The organism is Blastopirellula marina, assembly GCF_002967715.1.
GTDB classification, from domain to species: Bacteria; Planctomycetota; Planctomycetia; order Pirellulales; family Pirellulaceae; genus Bremerella; species Bremerella marina_B.
The window spans coordinates 161,246-182,131 of record NZ_PUIA01000038.1; the positions used below are offsets into that span (position 1 = coordinate 161,246).

Sequence of the window (20,886 nt, forward strand, 5' to 3'; positions counted from 1 at the left end):
ATTGCGGCGGTTTTTGAGGTTATCCTCGGCTTATTGTTTGGTAGACTTATGTAGTGCCTTGCTGGCACGCTCCCTTCCTTCTTCAGATTCATGCACGGAAATCCATGGTTAGGTCTGTGCATCCTACCTTCGTTGAGAAACTTCCATGGCTAGCTTTCCATCTAGTTTGCTACGTTCGCTAAGAACCCCTGCTCTGCGACCGCGACATAGTCGATCTGCGAGGAGGGGATATTTCGCCAAGGCAGCCATCGTTTGTCTCGTCATTGCGGGAGCTGCCGGAGTCTACTTCTACTCCGCCGGAAAGAAGGGACCGATCGCCGAAGATGAAATGTTTCATCAGGTGGCGTTAGGCGACTTCGTTCACGATGTGGTCGAAAAGGGGGAAGTCGAAAGTGCCCGGAATGTCGACGTGATGTCGGTCGTGCGAGGTTACCAGGGCCTCAACAACTTCGAGATCCTGTGGGTGATCGAAGAAGGCAAGATGGTCGAACCGGGCGATGTGCTGGTTCGCCTTGATTCCTCTGGTTTGGAGGAAGAGGCTAAGCTGCAGCGACTCGACTTGAGCGGCTCGGTTGCTGGCCTTTCCAAGGCCATGAACGAACTCGAAGCAGCCCAGATTGCCATGACGGAATACGTCGATGGGTTGTTCGTCCAGGAGAAGAAGGAACTTGAAGCCGAAATCAAGTTTGCCGAAGAAACCCTCCGCCGGGCCGAGGAATATTACGCCTACAGCTCTCGTCTGGCAGCGAAGGGGTTTGTGACTTCGCTTCAGTTGGAAGGGGATAAGTTCGCCGTTGATAAGGCGAAGATCGAACTCGACAACGCAAAGCTCAAACTGAATGTTCTGGTCGAGCAAACCAAACAAAAGAAGATCAAAGAACTTGAAAGTGCCATCGGAGTTGCCAAGGCAGACTTAGAGTCGGCCAAAGAACGAAACTCTATTGAGCAGAAGCGTCTCGATTTCTTCTTGGAACAGATCAAGAACTGTACTATCACTGCTCCTGCTTCTGGGCAGGTGGTCTACGCGAATGAACGCGGTAACCGCGAAGCGTCGGAGTTTATCGTGGAACCGGGAACGTCCGTCCGCGAACGTCAGACGATTATTCGTCTGCCTGACTACAGTGCGATGCAAGTCCACGTGTTGATTAACGAGTCACGCGTCGCGATGGTCGACCCTGGCATGAAAGCGACCATCACGCTTGACGCGTTTGATGGATTGAAACTGGACGGCACCGTGACGAAGGTCAACGAGTATCCAGAACCGATCAGCCGATTTGGTGCTCAGATCAAGCGTTATGCCGCCGTGGTGACCATCGATGGAACTCCGCGTCAAATCAAACCAGGTTTGACTGCCAACGTTGCGATTCACGTCGACAGTAAAGAAGACGTATTAATGGTGCCGGTTCAGTCTGTCTTGCCCTATGGTGATGAATATTACTGCATGATTCGCAAGAGTGCTGAAGAGGTCGAGCCACGGAAAGTCGATCTCGGACCGAGCAATAATCGATTCGTTATTTTGAACGGTGGAATCGAGGCAGGGGAGTTCGTTTCGATGAGTCCTCGCCGTTACCTAGATTCGGTCGATATGCCAGAGTTGCCGCCTGAACAGTCCAAGCCGAAGCAAAGAGACAGTGGCGATCGAAAGGGACCACCAGGAAAAGGTCCTGGGAAACCTCCACGAGAGCAGAGTCCCGGGGAAGCGAGTCAATCCGGCGAAGATACTCAGTTGGTTGACCGTGTGCTGAAGAACTTCGACAAGAACAACGATGGCGTGCTCTCTGCCGATGAACTAGCTGCCAGCGGCGGAGAAAAGTACACCAGTGCCGATCAAGATGGAGACGGTCAGGTACAACGCCACGAATTGATTGCCGCTGCCAACGCCGAAAAAACTCTTGCGGAAGATCCCGTTAGAATTGCCGAAGATCAGTCGCCCCAGGCAGTGGGAGGCGCTCAGTGAATTACGCCACGCGCGTAGTTGACCTCAAGAAGATCTACCACCTCAAAGGCGAAACTGTTCACGCACTGCGAGGAATCAACTTCGATGTTCCTGAGGGTGACTATGTATCCATCATGGGAACATCCGGTAGTGGTAAAAGTACCCTGCTGAATATGCTGGGGTGTCTCGATCGCCCCACGACAGGTCAAGTCGTGCTGGGTGGAAACGATACGAGTAAGCTGACCGACGATCAACTCTCGCAGTTGCGAGCGTCGCGGATTGGTTTCGTTTTTCAGTCGTACAACCTCATCCAGCAGTTGACGGTGCTCGAGAACATTGAAGTTCCGTTGTTCTACCGCGGTAACGTTTCATCGGCTGATCACAAACGTGCGCGAGAATTAGCCCGTATGGTTGGCCTGGGAGATCGCCTGGGGCATCGCCCGACTCAGCTTTCCGGCGGTCAGCAGCAGCGTGTTGCCGTGGCTCGCAGCTTGATCAACAATCCTGACTATATCCTGGCCGACGAACCGACAGGGAACCTTGATTCAAAGACGACTGAAGAGATCTTGCAATTGTTCGAGACCCTCAACGATCAAGGACGCACGATTATTCTCGTGACGCACGAAGATGACGTTTCGCATCACGCTAAGCGTTCGATTCGCTTGATGGACGGTCTGATTCAAGAAGATCACGCTGTCGAGAATCGTCGATCGGCAAATGCCCACGGCACGATGGATACTTCAGCACTGAACTTAGCGTAACGTACAGGAACCTGGTCCCATGCTTGGGCTGCGAATCTGGAAACTTGGAATCAAAAGCTTGCTACTGCACCCGATGCGGTCGCTGCTGACGATTCTTGGTATTTTCATCGGCGTGGCGAGCGTGATCTGGCTGTTGGCTATCAGCGAAGGGATTAGTGCGAAGGCTCAGCAGCAAATCGAAAAGCTGGGGGCCGAGAACATCATCGTCCGCACGGTGAAACCACCCTCGGAAGCCATCGCCGAACAGCGTGGTCCTCTGACTTACGGTTTGAAACGAGACGACTGGAAATTGTTGGAAGAAACGCTGCACTCGGTTGAGACGGCGACGCCCATTCGTGAGATCCGACGCCAATTCCGCCATGGTCCGAACTCGGTTAATGGGCGGCTGGTTGGCTGCACGCCTGCGTATGCACGCTTGAATCACTTGGAAGTTCAACCACGCCGTGGGCACTTTCTCACGGAAGTTGAAGTTCTGGATAAGTCCAACGTTTGTGTGTTAGCGGCGGAAGTCGCTGACTCGCTGTTCGGATTTGAGAAGCCTGTGGGGAAGACAATTCATGTCGACGATGACATTTATACCGTCATCGGGGTTTTAAAGCCCAAGGCCGCGACGGCAGCCGTCGGTGGTAGTTTGTCTGGCCAACAATACGACAAGGATGTTTATATCCCGATCAGCACCCTTTGGCAGCGTATTGGCGACCATGTCGTGATGATTGAAGGGGGGACCTTCTCTAGCGAGATCGTCGAGCTAAACCAGGTTACGTTAAAGATTACGGAGTCCGAACAGGTCATGAATACGGCAGACCTGGTTCGCGAGAGCTTGCAGAATCACAACACGCTACGCGATATCTCGGTGGTCGTGCCGCTCGAACTTTTAGAACAGGCTCGGCAGACAAAGTTCATGTTTATGGTCTTCATGGGTCTGATTGCGGCGATCTCGCTGTTGGTGGGTGGTATCGGCATTATGAATATCATGCTGGCCACCGTGACCGAACGAACCCGCGAGATCGGCATTCGCCGGGCCTTGGGGGCCAAGCGGGGCGATATCATCCGTCAGTTTCTGGTAGAGACGATTGTTCTTTCTGTCGTGGGGGGCCTCACAGGCGTTTTAGGTGGGCTGCTCTGTATCCCAGCCGTCGAACTGGCTCGCTTCCTGGCGAATACTTACGATCCGGCACTGGTAGCTCAATTGCCTGATTCTATTCGGGATGTAAGCCCCCAGATCGTGCCGATTTCGATCCCTCTGGCATTCGGGATCTCGGTGCTTGTGGGGGTGATTTTCGGCCTCTACCCAGCCAGCCGGGCAGCAGATCTAGACCCGATCGAAGCACTCCGAGCCGCTAATTGATCCGAGTTGGGAAGCCCATTCTCGGATCGGCCAAAGTGCGTTATCCTGTTACATTCTTCGCGATACGGATATTTTCTCTAAGCTTTGTAACTTTATACGATCAGGCGGCAGCGGATGGCCAAGAAGAAAGCCCCCAAGAAGGCAGCACCCAAGACGGATAGCAAGGCGAAGGTTGATTTATCGAAGAAAGACGTCCATACGCTCAAACAGTTGGTTGGCCTGGCCGACAGTGTGGTCGCTGCCGCAGGTCGCGTTCGCGATCCAAAGATGGACATCCCTACGCGTAGCCTATCGAACGTTCGCTACAACAAGTCACAGCGCATCATCGAGATGGGCAAGAATACGACGGGGCGGCAACTGTTCAATTTGAACCAGGCCAAAAGCTACATGCAGACGATGCTCGTCGGTAGTGGCTGCAAGAAGCTGATCGACGAGGGGAAGTCGACCAGCATCCGAGGTCTCTACTACTTGCTGAAGCACACCATCGCAGGCACCAAGGAAGAAACGTTCGCCGATCAGGCCGAGAGCGATCCGATCATCGAAGACGTGGAAGTGCTGCTGAACGTCCTCCGCGAGGAACTGCACTTGTATGCTCAAAAGAAGGGGGACATGGTTGGCAATATTGTTCTCCGCGATAAGGGAGACGAGATCGACTGCTCGCGTATGGGGAGCGGTGGATATGGAATTCCTTCGATCGTCGAGCCGGAAACGATTGAGTTCGTGAAGTGCAGTGCAGATTTCGTCCTACATGTCGAAAAAGGTACCGTTTGGCAGCGGTTCAATGAGGACAAGTTCTGGAAGACACACAATTGCATCCTGACCCACGGTGGCGGACAACCGTCGAGGGGTGTGCGGCGACTTCTATCGCGTTTGAATACCGAACTCAATCTGCCCATTTACTGCGTGCTCGATAACGACCCGTGGGGGTATTACATTTACAGTGTGATCAAGCAAGGCTCGATCAACCTGGCCTACGAATCAAAGCGTATGGCAGTGCCTGATGCCAAGTTCATCGGGCTTCGTTCGATCGACTACGAACGCTGCAATCTTTCTCCCAGCGTTCAGATCGCCCTGAATGATTCTGATAGAAAACGCGCCAAGCAGATTGCCAGTTACCCCTGGTTCGAGCAAAAGAAGTCTTGGCAAAAAGAGATTCAAAAGATGCTCGAGAATGGCTTCAAGTTGGAAGTCGAAGCATTGATTAGCCAAGGGGTCAGCTATGTGACCGAGGAATATGTCCCGGCACGCTTAGCGGAACGTTCCTGGTTAGACTAAACATTCGATCGAACGAAAAGTTCATCGAAACCATCGGAGAAGGCATGATCGACCGAAGCGAACTCCCGCCAGAGTTGGCAGATTTTCCCGCCGTGGCACAGGTACCTGTGCAGTGGGGAGACATGGACTCGTTTCAGCATGTGAACAATACGGTTTACATACGCTGGTTCGAGACTTCTCGTGTTCGCTACCTGGAGGTGTCAGGCCTGAATCCGGTCATGGCAGCAACAGGGTGCGGGCCAATCCTTGCTTCCGTGAACTGCAATTACCGAAAGCAACTTCGGTATCCTGATACCGTGCTGATTGGTGCCCGGATGGTCAAGCTGGGTGGGACGAGCATGAAAGTCGAGCATCTCGTCTACAGCACCGAGCAAGGACAAATCGTCGCCGATGGCGAATCTGGCGTCGTCTATTTCGATTACGCGAATCAGCGACCGATCGTCATTCCCGAAGACGTGCGAAAGCTGATCGGCCAAACCGAAGGCCGCGAGCTTTAATTGTTGGCGTCGAAGCCTACAGGTTGGCCGCGATTCTGCTGCCCGTTTCTTGGTCCCCTTGGCCCGTTCTGATTGGGCTGGGGACCGCCTGGCTGTCCGTTCTGATTTTGCATCTGCTGTTGCTGTTGTTGAAGCAACTGAGGATCCGTCTTTTCTAGCAGGCGATTGAGTAGCTCGCGGAACTGATCTCCGCCAACGCCTGTTTTCAGGTTCACGACACGCACGGTGGAAACCTGCTTGGCGGATTCATCAATTCGCTTCACCATGTCCATCACCAGTGTCATCAGGCTCTCCCCTTCGGTCGAGATCAGCAAGGTGTTGGAGATGTCGTCGACGCCAATCGATAGCTTGCCGCGAAAGGCGGATCCACTGCGCGAGACGTAGTCGCTGGCGGAACGCTCGTCATTGCGTTCACGGTCACCCCCTTGTTGTTGCGGGGGCGCTTGCAGCGATTTGTCATTGGACGAAAGCAGATCGCGAAAAACTTCTTTAACCGATTCGGCGATCGCGGTAGCTCGCGAATAGCGAACGGCGTACGTCGCATTGAGTCGTTTGGATTGTTCGGCAACAGGTTCCGGCTTGTCGTAGAGTTCAATCAATTCACGGATGGTTGCCAACTGTTCGGCACTTGCATTTTGCACGAGGATCGTGTTGGTATCGATATCGGCAAGGAATTTAATGGGAGCCCTTTGCGACAGGCGTCGAGGATCTTCCTTTTCCTCTTGTTGGTTAAAGTCCCAGAACCATGGCGAGCGGGCGTTGGTGTCCTTCTCCTCTTCTTCCTCGAAGAAGTCTTCCAGGTTCCACGACACGTACAGGGCCGGGGCATGTTTTAGCGTGAAGACTTCGTAATCTTTGGCAGGGGGAGTGATCTCCAAAAGGATGTCTTCCAGCAGGTCCAAGACGGCAGGGTTTTCTGACGACAAGGTCATTCGACCGTTCTCGTCGATTTGAATCACCACCGGCTGGTCGCCGCCTGGCTTCTTCTCTTCGTTCTTGGTCGCGGCTTGTGGGAAGTACTTCTGCTTGAGTTCTTCTTGCGAGAGTCCTTCTAGAAGGTCGTCGTCAGCAGTGTCGGCCTCTTGCGAATCGGCATCTTCTTGTTGTGTGGCGACAGCCAGATGAACTGGAACTGTCATGCCATGCTGGTGCATTACCGCGCTATCCGTTTCTGGTTTCTCTTGCTCGGTTTCTTTGGGCTTCGAGGGTTCTGGTTCTGGTTTGGGTTCTGGCACCTTCTTGGGTTCGGCAACTTCGATTTTCAAAGGAGCCGACGAAAGCTGTGGCCAGACCTCTTTCAGCTTCTTGATCAAATCCTGGGCCGACTGGCTGGAACCCAGGTCGAGCGTTCGCAAACGGCCTCGCTGCGAATCACCTCCGGATGGGATCTCACCGAGTTGTACGAGCAGGTTTTCGACTGCTTCGAGCTCGACCTCATTCGCCCACAGTAGCAGACGATTATTAACCACGTCGGCATCGACGCGGAACTTGTCCTTGCTCTTGGTGTCCTCTTGCTGGCGACCATAGCCGTAGAACGAATAATATCCGCGGCGTGAACTGCTGTCTTCTTCTTCTTCCTCGCTTCCCATCATGAACTGGATCGACCCGGCCACGTAGTCAGCCTGAAGTCGACGAAGACGGATTACCTTGAACTGTCGACCGGTCCCGTCCAGCTTGCTAATCAGCGCCTCGATGGTGATTTGGTCGGCTGGGGTTGCGTAAGCGATCAACGCTTTGTTCTTGTCATCGGCAACTAATTGCGTCGTGGGATCGAGGTTACCGGCCTGCAGCAGCATGGCCTGTAGTGCTTTCGGATCTAACTGGGCAAGCCGAAACACCTTGACCCGCTGAAAGTTGGCACCAATGGTTGCGCCCGGTTGCGGCGGGACATCGAACATCTTGACCGCTTCGGCAATGACCACGATCTTGTCCGGCGGAGCATGAGCGATGATGCTGTTCTGCCGCGAGTTGATGACCAGGTGAATGTCGTCCGGTGTGTTCGATCGCCGGCGAGCGCCGCTACTTCCACCTGGTTGTTGACGCTGCTGCTGCATCTGTTGCATCATTTGCTGCTGCATTTGTTGCATCTGCTGCATCATTTGCGGATTCATGGCCGACATGCCCCCGCCTCCTGACTTGCTGACACCAAGTAGCGATTCCAGTTGAGCCATGACATCTTCGGCTCGCGTATAGCGTAGGAAGAACTCGTGGACCTTGGAGGACCGAACCTCGGACGACTGTTCTTCCTGCAGCACATGCTGAATCTCGCGCAGGTTCGAGACAACATCCAAAACTTCCAAACGGTTTGAAGTTGCGAGAGCTGACATCGAGCCGTGCTTGCTCAGCATAGGCTTCAATTCTTCCACGGCATCTTCGGCCATCAACCAGCTGAGCGGGAAGGAGACTTTCACGAACTCGTGCGCGTCGCGATGACGCAGATCTTCCGAATGGACTCGGGGAACACGCCCCGGATTCAGGCCTTCGAGCTTGGCGACAACGAACCCTTCTTGTTGCTGCAAGATGGTATAGCCGCGCGTCATCAGGCGTTCATTTAGAAGATCGCGGACTTCATCGACCGAATAAGCTCGTTGGGTGGTCAGGTTGAGATAGTCGCCAGGGAGCTCTTGCCAATCGAGACTAGTGTTTGAGATATCGGCCAGCCAGTCTAAGACATCGGGCCAGGCTTGGCCTCGAAAGTTGAAGCGAACCATTCCACGCTCATCAGGACGAACTTTTAGCTCTTCTGGATCGGAAGGTTGTTCAGGCTCGTCTTTACGTTGGATGGGGCCCTTTGAGCCTCCCATTGGATTTTCACCGGGCTTTGCTTCTGCCTTATTGTCGTCTGGTTTTCCCTCTTCCTTTTTCGGCTCTGGCTGTCCTGGCTCGGGCTTCGGTTGTTCGCCTCCAGGGGAAGGACGTGGACCGCGCATACGCGGACCACCTTCGGGACGAACTTGGATTGCACCGGACTGCATCTGTGGAACCGCATCTTCCTGCCCCCGGGATATACCTGGAAGACAAGTCAGGGCGATAACAACGAAGCATAGTCCTACGCATCGAAATGCAGAGGATAGCCGAAAAATCATGGGGCTTCTGGTTGGGATGAGTCGCTGAACAGTCAGCCGATGGGTAGTGATCAAGACGGGTTCATTATCTTTGGTCATTCGATTGGGTTCAAACGAATTGCCAGGAAATTCCCCTAAATTGGTGTGGTATCAAATTCCCCGGAGATCCGTCATGACATAAGACGAACGAAAAAGTGCTTTGGTTTCTTGGTTTGGTTCTTGTGTGATGTGCTGAAGACTCTACGTTAGAGGCAAGCTGGGAAGAAGGCACAGTTTTCGCGATGTCAGTGCTGTCTTCGCTATCCCTCAAAATGCCGGAAGTTTTGAACTGGAATTGGGGAACTTTCGTCGCTACAAGGCCATCTACGTATTCAGGCAACGACACTTTTGTTGTCGCAATATTGTTTCATATGCCCTAAGTCTCTGTGTGATAATGGGTTATGTGGAATTTGGTTTAGTAGAGTCGGGCGTGTAGGTGCCTTAGAACCATGGATTTGCAACTCAATGACGAACTTCTTTCGGCTTTCCTGGATGGGGAAGTTTCAGAAGAAGAGCGTTTGCAAATTGAGGCTCAGCTGGCTAACTCCCCTGAGTGGCGTCGTCGGTATCACCAGTTGGTTGAAACCGTTAACGTAGTTCGCACGTTGCCGGAAGTCGCTATGCCGCGAGATTTCTCTCTCAGTATCATGGCGCAAATCGCGCAGCGGCAGCAGGAACAGGGTCAAGCCCCGGTTGCTTCCGAGGTTACCCTGGCTACTTCGCCTGACCGGTCGGTTGTGAACCGTCGTCGTCAGAAGGAGTCGTCATACTCGTCGGCTTGGATTGCCATCGCGGCTTGTCTATTGATTGCCGCAGGCTTAGGGATTGCCTATCAGGCCGGAATGTTTGGTTCTGGTAATGATCCGATGATCGCCCAGAACGACCCTGTCCTCCCCCCTGATGTGAAGCCGAACGGGAATCCTGCGACCCCAGATGTCAAGCAAGCCGCTGGCAATTCGTCTGAAGTGCCGAAGCATTCCCCCTTCCCCACGGTCGACGAACTCGCCAACAGCCAGGGTGATCCTCCCATGGAAATCACTCCCATGGAAGATACGACGAAGGAGCGAAATCCGATTGGGATTCGGGTGAATGTGCGTACTAAGCCAGGAGAAATGCCCAAGCCCGATACAACGATGAAGCGTCCTGGTTCTCTGGCTCGTAGCGTGTTCAACCTCGACCCACAGGAAGATCCAGGTTTAGATCGTGTTGAATTGACGAGTTTCAAACAGGATGACGTGGCTGAAGAGATTTCTGCCTGGGCAGATCTCGATAAGGATGGTCAGGTTTCCGATACCGAAGCCCAACAGTCATGGTTTCGCTTCATGCAGACCGAAGGGGCCGTTCCTGCCCTGAGCGAAGAAGCATTGATTGCGATCGACCAGGATATGAATCAAAAGATTTCGATTGCCGAATTTCACATGTCCGTCGCAGCAGTTCGTTGGAATGGGAGCGAGGGACTTCGCAAGGCCTGGTATCGCTTGGATGCCAATGGAGACGGTGTCTGGTCGCGAGAAGACTTTTCATCCAACGCTCGCTTTGCGGCGATGGGCGCTCCTTCGCTATCGCAGCAACTCGTGCAGTGGCACGCACTTTTGGATCGCTCTCGCGACGGCAAGGTGTCGCGTCTCGAGTTCGCTCTTTCGGCAGACCACATCCAGCTGGTGTTAAAGGGTTGGGAGCAGAAGATTCTTAATCCTCAGTCGTACGATCTAACCAAAACGTTGTTGGGTGAATTCGATCGAGACGGAAACGGGCAGCTGGCAGGTCGAGAATTGATGCGACTAAAAGAGAAGCATGAATCGCTTGCTCCGCGTCTGGAAAATGTGGGACGTGAAGGCCTCTCGGCTTACGAGCTCTATTTGGTTGTCGAAGCAGAAAACCTCTAGGACTTCCTAGAGTTGCTTCTAAGTTTCTTTTTTCGATCAGTTACGGAAAACCGATCTCAGGTCGCGATCTGGGTATTTCGGGGGGTGAAAATCCTTTCTTTGCGAGACTGACTGCGTAGAATGACGTTGTCGTGGCAGTGGCAGCCAAGGCCAGCTTGCCTGTCATGACATTACGGAAAGCCGCGTTGGATAATGATGTTCGTCGGACGAATATCCAGGCAGCCTATCCAACCGAAGGGGAGAAACGTCGAAGATGAATGAGGGAAGCGGCAGCATCGTGGGAAGTCAGGAAGAATCCGCGATTGCCGATTCCATTTCTAGTGCTGATTCGTTTGCTGCGCGTCGGTCGAAAACTCCACGAGTGTCTGACACTTTGTCCGAAGATAAAGCGAAGCAACCCCAAATTTCCGACTCTGAATCGCTACGTACCTATCTCGTTGAGATGGGGAAGATTGCTCGGTTGACTCCTCAGCAAGAGCAAGCCCTGACCCAGCGTGTCGCCCAATCGCGTCGAAGCTACCTACGCCGCTTATTCGGGTGTGGAATTGTCACACAGATGGTGTGTGATCTTCTGGTGGAAGTTTCTGAAGGGAGTCGCCGTCTGGATCGCACTTTGGAAGTCACCATCAGTGGGCCAGGGCAAAAGGCGAAGTTGCAAAGCCAGGTACGGGAAGTCATTGAGCAACTTGCCGAATCCTCGCATCGCAATCGCTACGATATTTCTGTCGCCATGCGGACGGAAGAGGAAACGCCTCAACGGCGTGAGCGTGCCATTGAACGCCTCATGCGTCGCCGTCATGCCACGGCATGTTTTCTTGAGTCGTTCGGGCTGCGAGAGAAATTTCTTCCGGAATGGCATCGCAAGATTGAGCAGTTGCTAGAGTCGCTTGAGCTTCCGCCTGACGGTGTTCCGGGACCGATGTTCGATATGCCTGTGTCACCAGAAGCACTCGAGATATTTGAGCTATACCAAGAAACGCCAGGGACGCTTGCATTCCAGTGGCCAAAGATCCGTGAAGCTCATGAAACGTACTGCCAGGCTAAAAAGGAGCTCGTTGCTGCGAACTTGCGGCTGGTAGTATCCATTGCCAAGAGCTATCGAAATCGCGGACTGAGCTTCCTGGATTTGATTCAGGAAGGAAATGTCGGACTGATTCGAGCGGTTGAGAAATTCGACGAATCACTTGGATTTAAGTTTGCCACGTATGGTACCTGGTGGATTCGCCAGGCAATTCTCAAGGCAATCGCCGAACAGGCCAAGCTGATCCGCGTTCCGGCGAGAATGCAGGAGAGAATTCAAAACGTTCAGTCTTCCAAGGCTCAGTTCCGACTAGAAGAGAATCGCGACCCAACGATTGAAGAGACGGCTAGTCTTGCCAAAGTTTCCGAACGCGATGTACTGCAGGTCGACGTCCTGGTGCGTGGCCCGATGTCGCTGGATGTCAAACCATACGATGACGACGAGTTTGCCGATATGCTTCCAGCGCGAGATGAGGTTTCGGGTTTCTCGGAAGCTAGTCGTGAGACGGTGCAAAGTCTACTGGCCAGTGTCTTTAGTATTCTGACTCCTCGGGAACAAGAGATCCTCTGCCGGCGTTATGGCATTTCGGACGGTCGAGCGCAGACACTCGAGGAGGTAAGTCAGGCCTTCTCGTTGACCCGCGAACGAATTCGGCAAATCGAAATAGCGGCCCTGCGTAAGCTCCGTAAGTCGAGTGCCTGCGCAGGGCTGAAGGATTGGATTGACGAGCCGGTTACTTTCTAAGACGGGTCACCATGCGTCGCATTCGTAGGAAAGTTGACGCAGATAGTCGATCGCTTCTTCCAGTTCCGATGTTTCGACGCCAACTTTTCTCCCTTCACGGTCGCAACGGGCAAGCAGGATGAGTTCTTCGTAATCCTCCGACTCCTTCAGGCGACGTTTCGCTCTCGCTCCGATCGTCCCGTCGACGACCAGGGACGCTTCCATGTGATGGGCAATAAGCCAGTGCGTTCGTTGGGTAATCTCGTCTCCTAAGGCTTCCAGGCCGGCCTGAACGTGGTCGTGGGGATCAATCCCCTTCCCCACGTCATGTAGCAGAGCGGCAAGCAGGAATTCCTCGTCGTATGGCAAATGGTCTCTAGCAAGATCGAACACTTGAAGGCTGTGATACAGTGCGTCCCCTTCCGGGTGCCATTTAGGGCTCTGCTTGACGTTTTCTAGGGGCAATAATAGAGCTTCATATTGAAGAAAACGATCGACTTGGTTTTCGACGGCCGCGAGCCCTTCGGCATATTCGATTTCGTCGTAAGTCTCGGCCAAAAACTGTTCGAACTCGGCGATGCTCATCCGTTCTTGTGGCTTGCCGGTGATTGAACTTTTGGAAACGATCGATGCCTCTTTCGTGGCTCGCACCGTGAGTTCTAAGGGGTATTCTTCTCGAATGTGAATATGCGTGTAGATACCTTCGGCACCTGGTTTGTTGACGTGCTTCCGTTGTACATCGTAGCGGATTCCCTCTGCTTCCAGGGTCGCGGTTACCGCGGACATGCTGTCGGTGAAAACATGCAGGTCGATGTCTGAGCCTTTGCGGACATGCCCTGTGAGGACACTGCCAACGATCTTAGGGCGAAACCGCTGCAGGACCTTCATCATGCGTAAGGCTTCCAGACGCATCGTCAGCAGGTGATCGAGGCGGTTATCTCCCTCGAACATTCGTGCCATTGATTGGACCTCGTCGCGAATTTCCGCGTTCGTGGGAAGGTCGGCTTCTTTGACCCAGCCACGTTGGACGCGGCGGGCCGCTTTCATCTTGGCGTGGTAATACTCAGATTCCTGACGGTCGTACAGCATGCGCGCAGCCTGATGGGCAATCTGGCGTCGCAATTTCGACGGTTGTGTCATAGAGATAGTCAGCTTGGCTGGCTGACGAGTCGACGGGTTTTGATGGTTAGAGTGTTCTGGTCGACATCAGAACGGTTAGAAGCATTATACACAAACCAAGCTAAAAGGTTCGCGAAGAAAACGCGGAGACAATTCCCAAGGTAGGCTACGTCGCACCGCGCCGATCCGGCAACCAGGTGCCCTCTCCCGACAACCAAATCACCGGCCGGCAACGGTGCGCACGTCAGCCGCAAGATAGCTCCTCGCGACAGCAAAGGCGGCAAGGTCCTTGTTGGGGTTATCTCAAGGAGTTCGCAAAACTGGAACTTTGGCCGTATTAGCCATGGGTGCAGATAACAAGAAAGGAGACTGTGGCCATTGAGTCGCGGACATAACCGTCAAAGCAAACTGCATGCCGCGTACCATAAACCCTTAGGTGGTCACACTTTGGCCACCTGTCGTAGGCACTGACTGTAGCGAGAGTTAGCGACGCTGCATGGCCGGTCCCGGGCTTGGAAGCCCCCAATTCTTCATAACCAATGCTACGGATGCGCGCCCGCTGTGCCTAATTCCGGGGCAGCGATTGGGGGCGTCCGGTCATCTACATTAGCTATCGCCCCAAAGGTAGAATGCGGCGAAAGATATTCTCTCCATTCATCGAAAGATTAATACCTATGCGCCTTGCAAAGTTTATCGGAACACACGGGACTCCAGCGGTTGGCATGGTGCGTGACAGTGAAGTGGTTCAGTTTGCCCCCCAGGATGTCACCAGCCTCTTCGAAATACTCGATGCGGATGATCCTGTGCAAAAGGTCGAGTCCTTACTTGCCAATGCGCAAGAAACGGTTCCCCTGGACCAAGTCGTTCTGCTGCCCCCGATCGACCAACAGGAGGTGTGGGCTGCTGGCGTGACTTACAAACGTAGTCAAACGGCACGAATGGAAGAGTCGGAAGCTGCCGCCGATTGCTACGATCGGGTGTACGCTTCGGCTCGCCCTGAGCTTTTCTTTAAGGCGACCCCTGGTCGAGTTACCGGAGCGGGGCAGACTTTGCGAATTCGTAAGGATTCCAAGTGGAATGTCCCCGAGCCTGAATTCGCGTTAGCCTTGAATTCTCGCGGGCAAATCGTCGGTGTTACGATTGGCAACGACATGAGCAGTCGCGACATTGAAGGAGAGAACCCCCTTTATCTTCCGCAAGCAAAAGTTTATGACCAGTGTTGCGGATTAGGACCTTGGGTTGTTCTGTCCTCCGAGTATTGGAAGGAGCATTCAGAACTTTCCCAAGTCAAAGTGCAGTTGAGTATCGTCCGGGCCGGCAACGAGGTCTTCCAGGGGGATACCAGCCTTGATCAGTTGGCCCGATCGTTGGAAGGTTTGGTTGAGTATCTCTTCCGAGATCAGCACTTTCCACGCGGAGCATTCTTGTTGACGGGGACGGGGATCGTGCCTGACAACGATTTCACTCTTCTTCCGCAAGACATTGTGAGTATACAGATTTCAGGAATTGGCACCCTGACCAGCGAGATTGTGCAGGGGTGACATAGACCGTAACGCATCGGGAAAGGTGATTGGATTCATGGCGGCAGAACAGGTTCTCATTGGTGGAAAGTGGCGAGACGCTGAGTACAACGAAACGTTTCAGGCCGAGAACCCCGCAACCAAACAGGCACTCCCTCAGCAGTACCCGATCAGCACCTGGAATGACGTCGACGAGGCGCTAACTGCCGCGGCAACCGCATTCCAGGAGATGCGTGGCATGGCGGTCGAAAAGCTGGAGCTGTTTCTGAATCGGTTCGCGGAGCTACTCGATCAAAGCAAGCAAGCGATCTGTGAACTGGCCAATGTGGAAAGCGGCTTGCCGGTCTCGCCCCGTTTGCTAGACGTCGAAATGCCGCGAACGATCAATCAGCTTCGCCTCGCCGCTGCAGCAGCCGTTGATGGGTCTTGGCGAGCGGCGACGATTGATACGGCGGCTGGAATCCGCTCTTACTTTGCCGGTATCGGTCCTGTTGCCGTCTTTGGCCCCAATAACTTCCCGTTGGCATTCAGTGGGGCCTCAGGGGGTGATTTCGCCGCTGCGATTGCCGCTGGGAACCCTGTCATTGTGAAGGCCAACCCGGCTCAGCCTGGGACGACTCGCGAACTGGTGAAAATCGCGCATCAAGCCGCCGATGAATCGGGGCTTCCACCGGCCGCAGTGCAGTTGATTTATCATATGGCCAACGAAGATGGCCTGAAGTTCGTGGCCGATCCTCGTCTCGGAGCCATTGGGTTTACCGGCAGCAAGACGGCCGGTCTGAAACTGAAGGAAGCCGCCGACAAGGTCGGCAAACCGATTTATCTGGAAATGTCGAGCGTGAATCCGGTCGTGATTCTGCCAGGTGCCCTGGCAGAACGAGGCGACGCATTGGTCGGCGAGTTTCAAACGAGTTGCTTGATGGCTGCTGGGCAGTTTTGCACCAACCCAGGGCTTGTGATTCTGTTGGACGATGACCAATCGGCCAAGTTTATCGAAGCAGTCAAAGGGGGATTTGCAAAGGCCCCCAGTGGAACGCTTCTGACCAAGGGGGTGGAAGCGGGGCTCACTCAGAACCTAAAAGTTCTGATCGACGCTGGTGCGGATGTCGAAGCCAGTGGCAGTGGCGATGGCTCTTCGCAGGGATATACCTGCCCGAACACGTTGCTTTCGACAACCGCCGAGAAGTTTTTGGCCGACGCCGAAGTATTTCAAACCGAGGCCTTTGGCAACTGCTCGTTGATTGTGAAGGCCAAGAACCTAGCGGAAATCTGCCTGGTGATCGACTCGCTCGAAGGAAACCTGACCGGGACGATCTACTCGGACACTGCCGGCGGCGATGACCCTGCCTACGATCAGGTCGCCCATCATTTGCGGCCAAAGGTCGGTCGTTTGATCAACGATAAGATGCCAACCGGCGTTGCTGTGAGTACCGCGATGAATCATGGTGGCCCGTTTCCGGCGACAGGGCATCCTGTCTTTACCGCGGTGGGGATTCCGGCGTCGATCCATCGATTTGCTATGCTGCAGTGTTTTGACAACGTTCGTCCTAATCGCCTGCCGCGAGAGCTTCGGGACGAGAACCCAACCGGCAAGACTTGGCGATTGGTGAACGGGGCATGGACTCAAGACAGCATCGGCTAGATCGGGCGATGATCATAGGGCCTGCGGAACGGCTGCTCACGAAATCCAGCAGTCGCCTGGGGGATTGCTGGAGTCGTGCAGCGGGATCCGTTATGATTGCCAGCAGTTAATTCGATGATGCTCCATCCCTTGTGCAACGTCTGCAAGTGAGAACACCACCCATGAATGACGCATTGATGCTCTTTGCCCAAGCCGACGAAGCTGCCGGCGGAACCATGTGGTACGTCTACGCTCTGGCGACATTCATGCTGATCGTTTTCGGCATTGTGATTCTCATCGTGCTGCTGAACTACGGCCAGCTTTGGTTTCAAGCGTATATGTCGAGTGCCGATGTCTCGCTGTGGAGCCTGGTTGGGATGAGTCTTCGCCAGGTGAATAGCCGGCTGATCGTCAAAGCGAAAATTATGGCGAAGCAGTCGGGCCTCGATATCGATCGCCGTAGCGGAATCAGTACGAAGCGGCTGGAAGCCCATTATCTGGCCGGCGGCAACGTGATGAATGTGATCCATGCCATCATCGCCGCACAGCGCGCTGGGATTGACCTCGATTTCGATCGAGCTGCCGCAATCGACCTCGCCGGTCGAGACGTGGTCGACGCCGTGAAGACCAGCGTGCTACCCAAGGTGATCGAATGCCCCGACCCGCGTCGTAGCGGCAAGAGCACCCTTAGTGCGATCGCCAAGAATGGTGTCGAACTTCGCGTGCGTGCCAAGGTAACTGTACGAACTTCGCTCGAACAGCTGATTGGTGGTGCGACGGAAGAAACCGTGATCGCCCGTGTGGGCGAGAGTATCATTTCTGCGATTGGTTCTTCAGAGCATCACACCCACGTGCTGGAGAACCCCGACGTGATTACCCGGGCAGTGCTTGCCCGTGGTCTCGACGCGCATACTGCGTACGAGATTGTTTCGATCGACATTGCGGATATCGATGTTGGCGAGAACGTGGGGGCTCGTCTGCAAAACGATCAGGCCGAAGCGGATACGCGCGTGGCCCGTGCTAAAGCCGAGCAGCGTCGTGCTGAGGCGATCGCCTCCGAACAGGAAAACAAGGCGAAGGTTGCCATGAATCGTGCCAAGCTCGTGTTTGCTGAAGCCGAGGTTCCCAAGGCTATGGCCGAAGCCTTCCGCAGCGGCAAGATGCATACCCAGGCCGAAAACGGTCAGGCAGGCTGAAATTAGAAAGTTGTTTGGCCCACCATCAGGTGGGGACCACATTTATGAAACAAGCCATCGCTGGGCTTTCACTCAGTTCTCAACAAGAGTCGACGGCATTGATTGTCTGGCCGTCTGTATCGGCGACAAAGATCGGGCAGTTTCTCGGTAGGCTGTATACGAACAAAACTGGCGTTTCTTTTTTCAGCGTGGGCAATCTGTTTGTGTTGCTGTCGATTCCCGTCGCCATTCCTCTTTACCTCTGGAATGTCTTACCGGTAGTGGGAACGCGATATCGGATCACCAACCGTCACGTAAATGTCGAGCGGGGCGTGCAGGGGGTTATGGAGCGACAGATCGCGCTCGATGCGTTTGATCAGATCGAAGTTCGTCAGCAGCCTGGTCAGGCTTGGTTTCGATCTGCCGATCTCGTTTTCTTTCAGGGGGAAGAAGAAGTCTTCTGGCTGCCTGGGGTCCCCTACCCCGAAGGCTTTCGCACGGCGTGCCAGAAAGCATCGATGACCTATCGCGGGTTCAAAGAGATCCACGCCCGTCAGGCTAGTGACGTTTGAACGGAATCCAGGTGCGTTTCAATCAGTCGCACTAATCTTTCGAGCATACGTGAGCCTCGGCGTATTGCGTTCTCGGCGTTGGCGTCGTTCATGTCGATCAGGGGAACATGGACGAACAGGCTACGGTTGGATAGTCCGCGTTGCCGGTAGGTTTCCGTTGACCAGTAATAGGTTGCATTGCAAAGGTAGGTGCCTGCGTGAAAGCTCACGGAAGTAGGCAGACCTTGCTTACGCATCACTTGGCACCACGAGTCGAGTGGGAGTTGACTGGTAAATGCAGTCGGGCCTGTCGTGCTGAGTGGTGAAGTGGGTGTGATGGGGTCAGATTTTAGATTGAGTGCCACCATCTCAAGCTGATACTCTTCGATTCGTGGTGACTGCCCCAGGTGTAGGGCAAAGTCGAACGGCTCTGCATGCAGTTCGTCCAGCCGCGGCTCCGTAAGGGCATAATTAACCGGCAGTATGTCGGTCGTAACAGCAACTCGCTCGGAGCCTGGATTGTCTTCGGCCCAATGGGTAAGGATCTGCATCGATGCATTGGTCGGGTACTGCAAGAAAGGTTCGAAAGCAGTGATCAGAATCCGATGCATGATTACGTGGCTTACTCCGTTGGTGGACCAGGGGCAGGTCGACGCGGTTCGTATTTGCAGCAGTCGACCGGGCAGACATCGTGGGACGGGTCAAAGTTGCCGATCGCTTCCCGTTCGGTAATCATACCAAGGCGTTCCTCGATCAGCTTGCGGATCATGCTCACAAACGTTGGATGGGTTCCGGCAGTCTTGGCCCGGGCCATCGTGATACCAACTTTCTGAGATAGTTTGGCGGCCTCGTCATCCAGGTCGTAGATAACTTCCATGTGATCTGAGACAAAGCCAACCGGCACAATCACGACCTGGCGTGCTGAATTTTGATCGGCGATTTCTTGAATGACATCACATACGTCCGGTTCGAGCCATGGTTGTTGCGGAGGGCCGCTCCGGCTTTGGTAAACAAGCGACCAATCCTCAATTCCCACGGCTTCCGAGATCAAGCGAGAGCTTTCAGTTAGCTGTTTCTCGTAGGCGCAAGTGGCGGCCATCGCGTTTGGGATGCTGTGTGCGGTGAACAGCACTTTCCGCTGGTCGGAACCCTCTTCGGGCAGTTCGCCGATAGCGTCGCGAACGCGATCGGCCATCGTTTCGATAAAGTCGGGGTGATTGTAGAACGTCCGTATTTTGTCGAGCGACATCTCCTCGGCCAAGTTCAGTTCATGCAAGGCTCGTTGAATGTCTTCACGGTACTGACGACAGCCCGAGTAGGAGCTGAAAATGGAGGTCACAAAGACCAGTACCTTGCGGTGGCCGTCGTCGTACATCTGCTGAATGGTATCAGGTAGCAATGGATACCAGTTGCGATTTCCCCAGTAGATGGGAAGGGGGATGTTGTGCGAAGTAAGTTCCGAGTTCAGTGCCTCGATTAACGCTCGGTTCTGGTCGTTGATCGGGCTCTTGCCGCCAAAGTGATAGTAGTGTTCGGCGACCTCTAGCATCCGTTCTCGTGGAACGTTGCGACCGCGAAGAACATTTTCCAGAAAGGGAATCACGTCGTCCGGTTTCTCGGGGCCGCCGAAAGAAAGGACGAGCAAAGCATCGTAGGGTGGCTTGATCATATGGCTTGGCTGGTTGCGTGCATGGTGTTGGACTAAAGAAAGCCTACCCGCAATCGCATTAAGTGTTCAACTCGCTGATGGATGTGGTGCAAGTGATGACGACGTACGAGGGGCAGTACATCCACAAAAAAAGCCTTCCGTCGTAAAGACGAAAGGCTTTGAAGTGACCCCTACGGGACTCGAACCCGTGTTACCGGCGTGAAAGGCCGGTGTCCTAGACCACTAGACGAAGGGGCCGTTTGTTGAAGGGCTTAAATATACCCAATGACTGACAGTGTGAGAAGGGGGTATGCCGTGCGGAAGTGAAAAACCTTTTCACGGCTAACCGAAGTAGTTCGAAACAAGCAACCGCAGCAGAATACGGTAAGAATTCGCGGACTCAGTGGACGCTTGTTGTTTCAATGAGAAAGACGATCGAGATCAATAATCGATGCGATTATTCCGATTCCAGGTTGGCCGACGCATCCGTGGCCGACTGTCCGCTCTCATTGCGTTTGATCGCATCGTATACCTCGCGGCGGTGTACAGGTACTTCCTTTGGGGCTTCGACCCCAAGGCGAACCTTATCACCACGAATTTCAACAACGACAATGGTGATGTCGTTATTGATGACAATGCTTTCGTTTTTCTTCCTCGATAATACCAGCATTTTATGCTCTCCACGCAACCGCCAAGGGGGA

General features: G+C 53.9%; 16 protein-coding genes and 1 tRNA gene. 11 read left to right on the forward strand and 6 right to left on the reverse strand.

The genetic code is table 11. From position 1 onward, the window contains the following. Positions 1-145: 145 nt before the first annotated feature. The 5 genes from C5Y96_RS14490 to C5Y96_RS14510 all read left to right on the forward strand — a co-directional run bounded on the left by C5Y96_RS14490 (position 146) and on the right by C5Y96_RS14510 (position 5,817). A complete protein-coding gene (locus C5Y96_RS14490) occupies positions 146-1,957 on the forward strand; it encodes an efflux RND transporter periplasmic adaptor subunit (RefSeq protein ID WP_105354623.1) in 1,812 nt (603 codons plus the stop codon). Next, positions 1,954-2,697: an ABC transporter ATP-binding protein gene (locus C5Y96_RS14495; RefSeq protein ID WP_105354627.1), complete on the forward strand. Its 744-nt coding sequence runs from the start codon at positions 1,954-1,956 to the stop codon at positions 2,695-2,697. Before C5Y96_RS14490 ends, C5Y96_RS14495 begins: the two co-directional genes overlap by 4 nt. Before the next feature lie 19 nt (positions 2,698-2,716). Beyond that, positions 2,717-4,045 carry an ABC transporter permease gene (locus C5Y96_RS14500; RefSeq protein WP_105354629.1) on the forward strand — a complete coding sequence of 443 codons (1,329 nt, stop codon included), beginning with the start codon at positions 2,717-2,719 and terminating at the stop codon, positions 4,043-4,045. Between the two features lie 114 nt (positions 4,046-4,159). Then, complete coding sequence (locus C5Y96_RS14505) at positions 4,160-5,320, forward strand: DNA topoisomerase IV subunit A (protein WP_105354632.1); 1,161 nt, start codon at positions 4,160-4,162, stop codon at positions 5,318-5,320. 44 nt (positions 5,321-5,364) lie between these two features. Then, the gene (locus C5Y96_RS14510; RefSeq protein WP_105354634.1) at positions 5,365-5,817 is read left to right on the forward strand and encodes an acyl-CoA thioesterase; all 453 of its coding nucleotides are present in this window, start codon (positions 5,365-5,367) and stop codon (positions 5,815-5,817) included. Here C5Y96_RS14510 and C5Y96_RS14515 read toward each other — a convergent pair. Continuing rightward, entirely contained in the window at positions 5,814-8,792 is a 2,979-nt protein-coding gene (locus C5Y96_RS14515; protein ID WP_158261240.1) for a secretin N-terminal domain-containing protein, read from the reverse strand. The genes C5Y96_RS14510 and C5Y96_RS14515 overlap by 4 nt on opposite strands. A 578-nt stretch (positions 8,793-9,370) precedes the next feature. Between C5Y96_RS14515 and C5Y96_RS14520 the strand changes: the two genes are divergently transcribed. Then, positions 9,371-10,807: a zf-HC2 domain-containing protein gene (locus tag C5Y96_RS14520; RefSeq protein ID WP_105354639.1), complete on the forward strand. Its 1,437-nt coding sequence runs from the start codon at positions 9,371-9,373 to the stop codon at positions 10,805-10,807. Between the two features lie 361 nt (positions 10,808-11,168). Continuing rightward, positions 11,169-12,572 (forward strand): RNA polymerase sigma factor RpoD/SigA, encoded by a 1,404-nt coding sequence (locus C5Y96_RS14525; protein ID WP_158261241.1) that lies wholly within the window; start codon positions 11,169-11,171, stop codon positions 12,570-12,572. A gap of 6 nt (positions 12,573-12,578) precedes the next feature. Here C5Y96_RS14525 and C5Y96_RS14530 read toward each other — a convergent pair whose 3' ends face one another. Continuing rightward, entirely contained in the window at positions 12,579-13,640 is a 1,062-nt protein-coding gene (locus C5Y96_RS14530) for an HD domain-containing protein (protein ID WP_233198970.1), read from the reverse strand. 704 nt (positions 13,641-14,344) lie between these two features. On the opposite strand from C5Y96_RS14530, the gene C5Y96_RS14535 reads away from it, so the two are divergent. From C5Y96_RS14535 to C5Y96_RS14550, 4 genes are all read left to right on the forward strand, one after another. Further along, on the forward strand, positions 14,345-15,211 hold the full coding sequence (locus C5Y96_RS14535) for a fumarylacetoacetate hydrolase family protein (RefSeq protein ID WP_105354646.1): 867 nt from the start codon (positions 14,345-14,347) through the stop codon (positions 15,209-15,211). 37 nt (positions 15,212-15,248) lie between these two features. Next, a complete protein-coding gene (locus C5Y96_RS14540; protein WP_105354648.1) occupies positions 15,249-16,832 on the forward strand; it encodes an aldehyde dehydrogenase (NADP(+)) in 1,584 nt (527 codons plus the stop codon). A 161-nt stretch (positions 16,833-16,993) separates the two neighbouring features. Further along, complete coding sequence (floA, locus tag C5Y96_RS14545) at positions 16,994-18,007, forward strand: flotillin-like protein FloA (RefSeq protein WP_105354651.1); 1,014 nt, start codon at positions 16,994-16,996, stop codon at positions 18,005-18,007. Positions 18,008-18,051: 44 nt separating this feature from the next. Then, the gene (locus C5Y96_RS14550; protein WP_105354653.1) at positions 18,052-18,558 is read left to right on the forward strand and encodes a PH domain-containing protein; all 507 of its coding nucleotides are present in this window, start codon (positions 18,052-18,054) and stop codon (positions 18,556-18,558) included. Here the strand turns inward: C5Y96_RS14550 and C5Y96_RS14555 are convergent. The 4 genes from C5Y96_RS14555 to csrA all read right to left on the reverse strand — a co-directional run bounded on the left by C5Y96_RS14555 (position 18,540) and on the right by csrA (position 20,855). Next, positions 18,540-19,148, reverse strand: coding sequence for a hypothetical protein (locus C5Y96_RS14555; protein WP_105354655.1), 609 nt, complete (start codon positions 19,146-19,148; stop codon positions 18,540-18,542). The two genes, C5Y96_RS14550 and C5Y96_RS14555, sit on opposite strands and share 19 nt — an antisense overlap. 11 nt (positions 19,149-19,159) lie before the next feature. Beyond that, positions 19,160-20,206 (reverse strand): ferrochelatase, encoded by a 1,047-nt coding sequence (locus tag C5Y96_RS14560; protein ID WP_105354657.1) that lies wholly within the window; start codon positions 20,204-20,206, stop codon positions 19,160-19,162. A 164-nt stretch (positions 20,207-20,370) separates the two neighbouring features. Next, positions 20,371-20,443 (reverse strand) — tRNA-Glu (locus C5Y96_RS14565). A gap of 199 nt (positions 20,444-20,642) precedes the next feature. Further along, positions 20,643-20,855: a carbon storage regulator CsrA gene (gene csrA, locus C5Y96_RS14570; protein WP_105354659.1), complete on the reverse strand. Its 213-nt coding sequence runs from the start codon at positions 20,853-20,855 to the stop codon at positions 20,643-20,645. Between the last annotated feature and the right edge of the window lie 31 nt (positions 20,856-20,886).